Source organism: Arenibacter nanhaiticus (assembly GCF_900141935.1).
GTDB lineage: Bacteria > Bacteroidota > Bacteroidia > Flavobacteriales > Flavobacteriaceae > Arenibacter > Arenibacter nanhaiticus.
This window is the reverse complement of sequence record NZ_FQYX01000014.1, coordinates 16,320-28,123: the sequence shown is the minus strand read 5'-3', so window position 1 is coordinate 28,123 and position 11,804 is coordinate 16,320. Positions and strand designations below refer to the sequence as shown.

The 11,804-nt window shown below is 38.8% G+C and carries 9 protein-coding genes; 2 read left to right on the top strand and 7 right to left on the bottom strand.

Going from position 1 to position 11,804, the window contains the following annotated elements:
• Positions 1-41 precede the first annotated feature (41 nt).
• Positions 42-872, bottom strand: a complete 831-nt coding sequence (locus BUA16_RS09900; protein ID WP_072764595.1) for a GLPGLI family protein — start codon at positions 870-872, stop codon at positions 42-44.
• A gap of 198 nt (positions 873-1,070) precedes the next feature.
• Here BUA16_RS09900 and BUA16_RS09895 point away from each other — a divergent pair, with 198 nt between their 5' ends.
• Positions 1,071-1,685 (top strand): deoxynucleoside kinase, encoded by a 615-nt coding sequence (locus tag BUA16_RS09895; protein ID WP_072764594.1) that lies wholly within the window; start codon positions 1,071-1,073, stop codon positions 1,683-1,685.
• 6 nt (positions 1,686-1,691) lie between these two features.
• On the opposite strand, the gene BUA16_RS09890 is transcribed toward BUA16_RS09895, so the two are convergent.
• The 6 genes from BUA16_RS09890 to BUA16_RS09865 form a co-directional block, all read right to left on the bottom strand.
• On the bottom strand, positions 1,692-2,699 hold the full coding sequence (locus BUA16_RS09890; protein WP_072764593.1) for an App1 family protein: 1,008 nt from the start codon (positions 2,697-2,699) through the stop codon (positions 1,692-1,694).
• On the bottom strand, positions 2,700-3,968 hold the full coding sequence (locus BUA16_RS09885) for an MgtC/SapB family protein (protein WP_072764592.1): 1,269 nt from the start codon (positions 3,966-3,968) through the stop codon (positions 2,700-2,702).
• A gap of 126 nt (positions 3,969-4,094) precedes the next feature.
• Positions 4,095-6,512, bottom strand: coding sequence for a sodium-translocating pyrophosphatase (locus BUA16_RS09880; RefSeq protein WP_072764591.1), 2,418 nt, complete (start codon positions 6,510-6,512; stop codon positions 4,095-4,097).
• 111 nt (positions 6,513-6,623) lie between these two features.
• Positions 6,624-7,151, bottom strand: coding sequence for an inorganic diphosphatase (locus tag BUA16_RS09875; protein ID WP_072764590.1), 528 nt, complete (start codon positions 7,149-7,151; stop codon positions 6,624-6,626).
• 67 nt (positions 7,152-7,218) lie between these two features.
• Positions 7,219-9,714, bottom strand: coding sequence for a DUF5686 family protein (locus BUA16_RS09870; protein ID WP_072764589.1), 2,496 nt, complete (start codon positions 9,712-9,714; stop codon positions 7,219-7,221).
• A gap of 166 nt (positions 9,715-9,880) precedes the next feature.
• Positions 9,881-10,861 carry a pyruvate dehydrogenase complex E1 component subunit beta gene (locus tag BUA16_RS09865; protein ID WP_072764588.1) on the bottom strand — a complete coding sequence of 327 codons (981 nt, stop codon included), beginning with the start codon at positions 10,859-10,861 and terminating at the stop codon, positions 9,881-9,883.
• A gap of 183 nt (positions 10,862-11,044) precedes the next feature.
• Here BUA16_RS09865 and BUA16_RS09860 point away from each other — a divergent pair, with 183 nt between their 5' ends.
• Positions 11,045-11,791, top strand: coding sequence for an electron transfer flavoprotein subunit beta/FixA family protein (locus BUA16_RS09860; protein WP_072764587.1), 747 nt, complete (start codon positions 11,045-11,047; stop codon positions 11,789-11,791).
• Positions 11,792-11,804: the final 13 nt, after the last annotated feature.

The window sequence follows — 11,804 nt, the reverse complement described above, 5'->3', positions numbered from 1 at the left end:
ACTTCGTAATTACAAGGCTTTTTAAGCCTCAATATTTTACACTAAAGCCTTCTCCCACCACCATTGCCATTACGGCCACGAAAATTTTGCCTCATTTCCTCCATTTTCTTTTGATAGATCTTCTCGTATTGATCCTTGCTCATTTTTTTTCCTTTGTCTGGCGCAACGATTTCCTTTTTTTCTTTCGGATTTAGGACTAATTTAATGCATTGAAGATTTGTAGTATCATCATTAATTTCCAAAATAAGTCCTGGAAGCCCCCAATATTCACCCGGCCCTTGGTTTATAGGAATTTCCAAGGTATACCAGGCCTCTACTTCTATTTCTTTTTCTGTAAATAGCGACTGTTCGGTTTCGGCTTCATTGTCACTACCACGTCTAAAAAATCTTCTATTAGGACGCTTCACTATTTTTGTTGCTATTGCTTTAGAAACGGTATAATTACCTATTTTTTTAGTTTCGTTGACAAGTTTCCAATCCAACTTCTCCAAGGTGTCTTCAACAATAAAAGCCTTCCCCATAAGATCTTTTTGCTGCGTATAATTTTCGGCAAGAATATTTTTATAATAATCCCCACCGGAATTGCCCCGTATCCCAAGCCTCGTTCTACCCCGTGTGTTTCCAGGCCTATTTGTAGTTTCTTCTTTATAAATGGACGCATTCCTATCGAAGGTCAACACATAGGAGCGCTCATTGGCTTCTTTGACACGTTGCATGATTTGCTTTTTGCGTTCTTCTGGCATTTCACGATCACTTAGATCCAAATCGACTGCCGTTCTACTAAAATAAGTCACTTCTCCCTGAAAATCTTGGGAATAACTCCTTATGGGACTTAACATTAAGGCTACTACTAAAAAAAGAAACCGAATCATATTTTTACATTTTATATTAATACTATGACTGTCATACGAACATATGGTTTAAACCTACAGCCTAAAAATACTGGTTTTCTATTTGCTCGCTATTTTTTGTCCGATAAAGCGATAAAGATTTTAACTTAATCAATGATATCTTGTATATTGTACCACCCTATCAGTAGGGTATGGACATTAATTATAATTATATTATCTATGCATATTGCAGTAGCTGGAAATATCGGGGCCGGAAAGACAACACTAACCGCATTACTGGCCAAGCACTACCAATGGGAGGCTCATTTCGAAGATGTTGTAGACAACCCATATTTGGATGATTTTTACAATCAGATGGAAAGATGGAGTTTTAACCTTCAGATTTATTTTTTAAACAGTCGGTACAAGCAAATATTACAGATAAGGAAAAGCGGTAAAAACGTCATCCAGGATAGGACCATTTATGAGGATGCCCATATTTTTGCTCCCAATTTACACGCCATGGGATTAATGACCAATAGAGATTTTGAAAATTATTCGGGTCTTTTTGAACTGATGGAATCACTGGTACAGCCTCCTGATTTGTTGATTTACCTAAGAAGCTCCATCCCTAATCTTGTAGACCAAATACATAAGAGAGGCCGAGATTACGAGAATTCTATTTCTATAGACTACTTAAGCAGGCTAAATGAACGGTATGAGGCCTGGATACAGAGCTATAACAAAGGGAACCTATTGGTGATTGATGTCGACAAACTTAATTTCGTTGATTCCCCGGAAGACCTGGGATTGGTGATCAATAAAATTGATGCAGAAATAAACGGTTTATTTTAAATTTTATCATTTTATAAAGCCATTTTTTCTGGCATGTTCAATGGCCTGATCGCTGTTCTCTACAAGTAAGACAGGGCAGGCCTTAAAGTCTTTGTACAGATTTCTTATACGATCCATTTTTTTCCTATGCTTTACACTATGCAGGTAAATCGCCAATATTCTCTTGGGGTATTTACGGGCTATTTCCCGGTAAATATCAGCATCGCTCTCCCCTGCATCCCCTATCAGTATAATAGATAGCTGAGGGAATGTTTTTAATATATTTTGAATTTCATGATATTTATGAGAAAGCTCCCAGGAGGCAGCTTTTTTAAACAAAGCCCTGAAACTTCGCAGCAATATAGGCCCCCGTGGAAAATTATTGTTCTTTAAAAAAAACTCCAAATAACGATATAAGTTCCAAGGACTGTTACTGACATAGAAAATAGGATTTGCATTATTGCCCCCGCATCCCCTATGCAACAAATGGTAAAAATCCGAAGCCCCTTTAAGAGGTATCCTATTTTCTGGAGTTTTTAAAAAGGTATTATAAATTACCCGCCATTTTAATAGAGAAACCACTCCGGTGTGCAAGATTGTATCGTCAATATCACTGATAATCCCAAAATCGGCTTCGACCGCAGGTATCAACATTTCTCCGGGAAAACGATTTTCCTGAATTATTTTTCTTTTTACTGTGGTATCGGCAAAGGAGAGCTCATAAGAAAGCCACCCTTCTTTATTGCACATCGCCCGCAAATTAGAACCAGTGAGATATAAATAAAAATACCCTTCCCGATTCGTTTTAAAGCTGTGTTCCTTCCCGTCAGGAAGCTTAAGAATTAATTTACTATTCCCAACTACATCGGTCTCAAAACGTTTCCATGTATTCACCAGCAATCCCAAAACACTTTTTTCCGACAAGTCTATATTTTCATCCTCCAAGGCCCTTCCTTTAATATAGAGATGAGTATCTGTACCATAGGTCTGAAAACCGATTAACTGTAAGGGATCTGCCTTTTTTAAAAACCACATCTATTTAAAATTCCAGGATTCTGGCCAAAAGCCAATTATACATACACCTAATATTACAGCTATCCCAAAGGACAATGCCACCCATTTCGTGAGCTCTTTAGGTCCTAAAACAGCCACTAAAACACCCTTAAAAACTAAATTGGACAAGGAAGCTAACAGTATCAACTTCCATCCAGTAGTCGGATTTAAAGTGTTGTTCTTTATTATTTGGGACAAAGAAAGGGTAATGGCATCTACATCTGTAAGACCGCTGAGTATAGCTACCAAATACAGGGCGTCATTGCCAAATTCTGCTTTTGTAAAAGCCACGGCCAATAAAATTACCCCGTAAAGCAAGCCAAAAATCAAGGCACTTTTCAATTGGGCGGGATTATCGGGTTCTGGCATTTCATCGTCCGACTCGTCCTTTTGAATCCTATAAAACAATCCAACACAAATAAAGGCCATTACGAAAAATTGAACCAATAACGGCAACAACACTTCTGCTAACCTTTCGGGAATCACCACCCCTACCTCAACCATCACTCTTGCCAAGGCTATGGTCGATGCCGTGGTGATTACAAAGGCCGACAGCTTACTTATAGCAACAGCATTGGAGGTTCTTTGGGCATAACTGACCGTTGTCGCGGTACTGCTTATCAATCCACCCAATATACCATTGGAAATGACCCCTAATTTTTTACCGACAATTTTGTAAATAAAATACCCCAATACACTCAACCCTACAATTAAGGTAACCATTAACCAAATATTCCTGGGGTTTAAAACCTCGTAGGGCCCAAAATTTCTATTGGGCAGTAACGGTAAAATGACCAAAGAAATCCCGGCAAAGGTCATTATAGCTTCTAGATCCTTTTCTTTCAAATTATCGATAAGGGCATGCAAGCGTTCTTTAACATATAAAAGTACCGCCATTGCACCGCCAATAATGGTTCCCAATATCCTATCGCCCATCACCAAATAGGCCCCAATTGCAAACATCAATAAAGCTGCCACTTCTGTTGTCTGCCCCACGTCGGCCCGGGAAATTGCCTTTACCTTAATAATATTGGCAACCACCAAAAGAGCAGTAATGCCCAGTCCTAAAACTGGCAATATAAACGGATTATCGTAGTCACGGGATAAGAAACCACCGAGCACCCCTAATATCGCTATCAAGGTAAAGGTACGCACCCCTGCCATTTCGCTATTAGATTTTTGTCGCTGCATTCCCACCAACAATCCAATACCGAAGGCTATACCCAATGTGGTTAAATCTTCATAATTCATCCTAAAAAACTAATCGATACAAAAATAAAACCCCGTTAAATAAAACGAGGTTTTTAAATATAATACCAAAAAACAGCAACTGCAACAATACCTGCTCAAACTGTTTAATTCCGGTTAAAAATAAATTTACTTGTTAATATCTATTTTTTCGATTACTATTTTCTGGTTTTCGTTTGCTGAATTCAAGGTGTTTTTCTCAAAGGCATCCAATTGCGCCTTTACTTCGGCCTTGGTACCCTCAAAAACCTTTTCATGAGACTTTTTTACACCATCAACCACTATGGTATACGTCACTATTGCTTCGGCCTTTTCACTGTTCTGCACTTTCATTTCTACCTTAACCTCTTTTTTGTCCCCTTTCTGAGGAATGGCATGCCCACCTAAAATAGGCGCTATCACCAAGCCTATCAAACAAGTAAGTTTTATCAAAATATTCATCGAAGGCCCCGAGGTATCCTTAAAGGGGTCGCCCACAGTATCCCCAGTTATAGCAGCCTTATGTGCATCGGATCCTTTATAGGTCATTTCCCCATTAATTTCGACGCCTGCCTCAAAAGATTTTTTAGCATTGTCCCAAGCTCCCCCGGCATTGTTTTGAAAAATTGCCCATAAGACCCCAGATACGGTCACTCCGGCCATATATCCGCCCAGCATTTCGGCAATCAACTGATTGTCTTCATTGTAGACCAATTTCCCTAACAAAACAATGGCAATAGGAAAACCAATGGTCAACACCCCAGGCAACATCATCTCGCGCAAGGCCGCTTTCGTAGAAATATCCACACATTTGGCATAATCCGGTTTTGCCGTACCTTCCATAATTCCCGGAATTTCTTTAAACTGCCTCCGCACTTCGTATACCATATCCATCGCAGCTTTCCCCACGGAATTCATAGCAAGGGCAGAGAACACCACCGGGACCATCCCTCCCACAAAAAGCATGGCCAATACAGGAGCTTTAAAGATGTTTATACCATCTATACCGGTAAAGGTCACATAGGCTGCAAACAAAGCCAAAGAGGTTAAGGCTGCCGAAGCAATTGCGAAGCCCTTTCCTGTAGCTGCCGTCGTATTCCCAACAGAGTCTAAAATATCGGTACGCTCTCGCACTATAGGATCTTGCTCACTCATTTCGGCAATCCCCCCGGCATTATCAGCGATAGGACCAAAGGCATCTATAGCAAGTTGCATGGCTGTAGTAGCCATCATTGCCGAGGCTGCTAATGCCACGCCATAAAAACCTGCCAAGGCATAAGAGGACCAAATAGCTGCAGCAAAAATTAAAACCGTTGGAAAAGTGGAGATCATCCCTGTTGCCAAACCGGCGATCACGTTGGTTCCTGCTCCGGTACTAGATTTTTGAACAATTGCCAAAACAGGTTTAGTTCCCAAGCCAGTATAATACTCCGTAATGGAAGAAATAACACCCCCCACCGTTAAACCAATGACGGTAGCATAAAACACCCTCATGGAAGAAATATCTTTTAATCCTTCCCCAAAGAATTCCATCTGCATGGTTTCTGGCAATAAATATTTCACCAAGACAAAACAAGAAATAAGGGTAAGCCCAATAGACACCCAATTCCCAACATTTAAAGCGCCTTGTACTTGCTTTTCTTTGGCGTCATTACTTTTTATTTTCACCAACATGGTTCCGATTATTGAAAATAGAATTCCAAAACCAGCAATAGCCATAGGCAATAAAATAGGACCTATTCCCCCAAAATTATCATCAAGGGCACCCCCCATATCTTTAATCACATAATTCCCCAATACCATGGCGGCCAATACAGTCGCTACATAAGAACCGAACAAATCGGCTCCCATCCCGGCTACATCTCCAACGTTGTCTCCAACATTATCGGCAATAGTAGCAGGGTTACGAGGATCGTCCTCCGGGATACCGGCTTCTACTTTCCCTACAAGGTCTGCGCCCACATCGGCAGCCTTCGTATAAATTCCACCCCCTACCCTAGCGAAAAGGGCAATAGATTCTGCCCCTAAAGAAAAACCAGCCAATGTTTCTAAAACAATGGTCATGTCTTCTGTAGAAGTCCATGTACCGTTCATAAAATATTGAAATAAAAGAATAAAAAAAGAAGTCAGCCCCAATACCGCTAAACCAGCTACGCCCAATCCCATAACAGTTCCTCCGCCGAAGGACACTTTTAAGGCTTGTGGCAAACTTGTGCGTGCTGCCTGAGTAGTCCTTACATTAGTTTTAGTCGCGATTTTCATTCCCATATTTCCCGCTAAGGCAGAGAAAAATGCGCCAAAAACAAAGGCCACCACAATAAGGATATGAGTAGTAGGAACAATAAAAGACACTGCCGCTAGAGCTATGGAAGCAGCAATCACGAAGAATGTCAATAATTTATATTCTGCTTTTAAGAAGGCCAAGGCACCTTCATAGATGTAGTCGGAAATCTCCTTCATTTTTCCATCGCCTGCATTTTGATTTAATACCCAAGACCGCTTTACGGCCATAAAAGCCAAGCCTATTAATGCCATAATAATAGGCACATACATAATTATTGAATCCATTGGTTTGATTATTTAATATTGGTTAGGCTTAAAAGTAAGAAAATATACGAGAATAAAAAAAGCAATACCATTGGGATGATATTGCTTTTTTTATATTGTATTTACGATGTCTTATCTGATTGTAACGTCCTTGGTGGGCACATCACTTTCTTCAAATCTCTGTATGCATTTTGCTACTATTTCCTTGGCTTCATCAATATTTCCCCATCCACCAACGTCAACTTTTTTCTTTTCCAAATCCTTATAAACCTTAAAGAAATGTTCGATTTCTTTGATTAAGTGTGGATTTAATTCTGTTAAGTCATTGATCCTATTCCAAACTGGATCGGAAACAGGTACACAAATCACTTTTTCATCGGGTCCCTTCTCATCGGTCATATGAAAAACACCGATAGGCTTTACTTCCATAACACACCCAGGGAAAGTAGGTTCAGTAACCAACACCAAAACGTCTAATGGATCGCCGTCCAACGCTAAGGTTTCTGGTACAAACCCATAATCTGCAGGGTACATCATAGAGGAAAAAATCATCCTGTCATAACGGATTCTTTTTAGCTCAAAATCATATTCATACTTGTTTCTGCTTCCTTTTGGAATTTCTATCAAAACGTCAAAAGACGTTATTTCTTGACTACTCATATTCTTATGTTTATTCTTTATATAATTCTTAACGCTACAAATATTTACTACACTATTACACTACTTCTTAAAAATAAAACCCAAAGGATCCTGTCACGCCAAAAGGCCGTGCATTTGGTAGATCTAGGTAATTGCCCCTAAAATTAAAATCGATCCTTAGGAACTTAAAAATATTGCCCACACCTACTGCATACTCCCAATAAACTTTATCGTTCGGTGCCAACAGCTGCATTCCGGTCGGCGCACTTAGTTGCATATTTTTCTCAGAAATATCGCCCCACACACCTCTTAGGCCAACAATCTCTCTTAGGTTCCATTTGCCAATAACCGGAATCCTAGAAAGGAGCCTTCCATTAAAATTGTGCTCCAAATGAACGGCGGCATAGGTATCGGTTACAAACTCATAAAAATCCAAATTCGAAAAAGTATTGTACATAGAGAACAAGGTCTGGTTTCCTGGCACCGGACTCAGCAATGCCAAGGGAACCTCGCCAAAGGTCTTCCCTGTTTCTACTGTACTTAACAACCTTCCATAGCCTCCAATTTGCCATGGTTGGGTATAACTGAACTGTATTTTTTCATAATCGAAATCACTGTCAAAAAACTGTTTCAGCCCATTGGTATAGGACAACACCAAGGTACTGTAATCTTCATTTATACTTCTGCGTTCTACCCCATTGCCAATGGTTCTTTTTCCTGGCGTATATATTAAAGTAGTATTCAGATCAAATTGGGTGACTTCCGAAGACACCCCTGTCGGAGAAGATGCATCGATATAATCTAAGCTAAAGGCATCTGGCAGTGCCGAACTAAGACTTCTTAAAGATCCTCCTATGTTAATCCTTAAGTTCCTCCAAGGCTCCATTTCCAAATTAAAGGTACTTAAATTAATGTTGGTTAGCCTATCATTAGATCCAACGGTAAACACAGAGGAAGAAGCCACACTCCTGCCCAACACATCATTGGTAGCCGATAGACTTATTCCTAGCTGTTCTATATCCCGTCTGGTCCCACCGGAAATAATAAATCTTGTCTCCTTATCGATCAACCATTTTCCCGAAATCCCATATTTAAACTTATCATCGCCAAATCCATAGGCGATATACCCTTCTAGACGCCAGGGATCATTTTGCCCAAAATAGGTCCTAGCTCCTAGCCTACCCCGGATCCCTTCGGCTTCGTTATATCCAAATACACTGTAAACGCTACCAACATCTATATTCCATTTGTCAATTTCTACAAAACCAGATCCCAAAATACTGACAAAATTATAATAGGTCTTAAATTTTGGCACCGTCTTTAAAGTATCCAAAAGTTTGTAAATCCCCTTTTCATCGCTGTTTAACGACTCCAAACGATTCATCTCCCAAAACTCGTCCTCTCTATTTAAAACCTTAACATTAAAGGGGTCCGATTTCGTTTTATAAAACTCTTTTGGTCTTACTTCGTTAAACTTATAGTCATTATATACGGTTGTTCTCTTACCGTAGACGCCTCTAGAATTTTCTTTTTTGTTAAAACTAAAGTCGGACAACATATAATCTCGGGTCAACAGAAATACAGAATCATTTACAACATCAAATTCCTGTTCTATATAAATCTCCTTTACCCAGTTGATATTGGCACTTTTAGTTACCGCCAAATTTATATTTTTAACTGCATAGGTAGTGTCATTTACCCAGAAATCGCCCTTAAAGGTCAATTCGTTCTTTCTACGGGGGTAATACACTATATTATAACACCATTTGTCGCCAATAAAGGCGCTGTCTCGTAAGACATAATTATAAGTATCTACCCCTGTTTTGGATAAGGGACTGGTAAAGCTTTTATCGAAAAATTTTAAGTAGTTATTATAGATATCGTAATCGGAATACAAATCTTCTATAAACGCTATTATGGCCTGATTATTATTGAACCCCGAATTTTTACTCCCGAGCACTTCTTCCTTTTCCGTAGCCAGTTCATTATCTCCATAAACCTTGGAAAAAGTTTCATTTAAAAATATAGGCAAATACGTTTTTCCGGTAATCCTGGAAGTATCCAGATCTTGAAATATAAATTCCAACCCTTTAAAGACCTTACTTTTTATAAGAGCACTATCTATTGTATTTAGATCAAATTCTATTTTTTCGTATTTATCATACCCGTATTGTTTAAACATACGAGTGCCATTACTACGTTTTTTGGCCCATATCTTTTTTAGGATATCTATTGCGGGATTATTTTTTTTGCTTGTTTTACCAGAATAAAGTACCACCTCATTTAATTGTTCACTAGCCTCGGGCAAGACCACTTTTATATCAAGGGTTACTTTGGAAACAAGGGCTATTTCTTGGGTTTCATAGCCTATAAAGGAAACTACAAGAGTGTTATAAGAATCATCAGATTCTATATAAAACCTTCCATTATCGTTGGTAATGGTTCCTTGGGTCGAATTTTTTAATAAAATATTAGCAAAAGGCACGGGTTCACCCGCCTCATCCGTAACAATACCCCCTACCTTAGTCTGAGCCATCGAAAATTGGGCAACAACAAGAAATATGACGAATAAAGCTCTATTCATTATGTGATCAAATAACGTTTCAACACCCTGTAACCAATTGAAAACCAACAAAGTACAAAGGATTATTATATATTTTGAAACGCAATTGTTAAACTATTTATCAGGAACATAAAAGCTTCGCTAACCAATGATTAACGAAGCTATACTAATGGCTTTAATAAAACAGCTATTTTTTATATAATACTTTCTTTACAGCTTTAATCACATCCTCGTGGTTTGGCAACCACTCTTCCAATAATACTGGAGAATAAGGAGCTGGTGTATCTGCTGTGTTAATTCTAACTATTGGAGCATCTAAATAATCGAATGCATTTGCTTGTATATGGTAGGTTATCTCTGTTGAAACATTACCAAAAGGCCAAGCTTCTTCCAAAATTACCAATCTATTGGTTTTCTTAACAGATTTTAATACCGTTTCATAATCTAAAGGTTTTACAGTACGCAAATCGATGATTTCAACACTGATATCTTCCTTTGCTAATTCTACTGCTGCCTTATCTGCTTCTTTTATAATCTTTCCAAAAGAAACAATGGTAACATCTGAACCTTCTCTTCTGATATCTGCTACTCCTAATGGAATGGTATAATCTCCTTCTGGAACTTCACCCTTGTCACCATACATTTGTTCAGACTCCATAAAAATAACTGGATCGTTATCTCGGATAGCTGCCTTCAACAATCCTTTGGCATCTCTCGGGTTAGAAGGCACCACTACTTTAAGACCTGGGCAATTGGCATACCAACTTTCGAACGCCTGTGAGTGAGTAGCTGCTAACTGACCGGCAGAACCTGTAGGGCCACGGAAAACAATTGGACAATTGAATTGCCCACCAGACATTTGCCTGATCTTTGCAGCATTATTGATAATCTGATCTATTCCTACCAATGCAAAATTGAAGGTCATAAATTCTATAATAGGCCTATTCCCAGTCATTGCAGAACCTACACCTACCCCAGCAAAACCTAATTCGGATATGGGGGTATCAATAACCCTTTCAGGACCAAATTCGTCCAACATTCCCTTCGAAGCTTTATACGCTCCATTATATTCGGCAACTTCCTCACCCATTAAATAAATGGACTCATCTCTGCGCATCTCCTCGGACATTGCCTCTTGTATAGCTTCCCTAAACTGTATTGTTTTCATTGTATATGGAATTCTTTTTATTAAAATTCTAAAAGCGAAGCAAAAATAGGAAATTATAAATCAAAACTAAGGAGGAAAGAATTAAAAAAAGATCAAAAAAATTATTATGCACGCATAATAAATTATGATTTTATTGATTATATTACCGTCCTTTGTAACTAAATGGTATAAAAATATAATCATATGAAATTATTGGTGTGCATAAGTAATGTTCCAGATACTACTTCTAAAATTAATTTTACAGACGATGATACTAAGTTTGATACCAATGGTGTCCAATACGTTATCAACCCAAATGACGAATTCGGCCTTACCAGAGCCATGTGGTTTAAAGAAAAACAAGGTGCCACTATTCACGTTATAACTGTTGGCGGAGCTACTACCGAACCAACGATCAGAAAGGCTTTGGCTATTGGTGCCGATGAAGCAATAAGGGTTAATGCCGAACCAACGGACGGATTTTTTGTTGCCCAGCAAATAGCAGCTGTGGCAAAAGCAGGCGATTACGATCTTATTATTGCCGGAAGGGAGTCTATAGACTACAACGGCGGGATGGTTCCAGGAATATTGGCAACCTTATTAGATTTTAATTTTGTCAATAATTGTATATCCTTAGAAATTGATGGCAACACTGCTACCGCTATTAGGGAAATTGATGGTGGAAAGGAAAAATTAAATACTAGCTTACCCCTTGTTATCGGAAGTCAAAAAGGACTGGTTGCCGAAAGCGATTTAAAAATCCCTAACATGAGAGGTATTATGATGGCTCGCCAGAAGAAATTGAATGTTGTAGAGCCGGTATCAGCTACTGATACCACTAAGGACGTTAAATTTGAAAAGCCAGCAGCCAAAGGTCAGGTAAAACTAATAGATGCGGACAATATTGACGAGCTAATCAATTTACTACACAACGAAGCAAAAGTTATATAAGCTGAATCCTAAT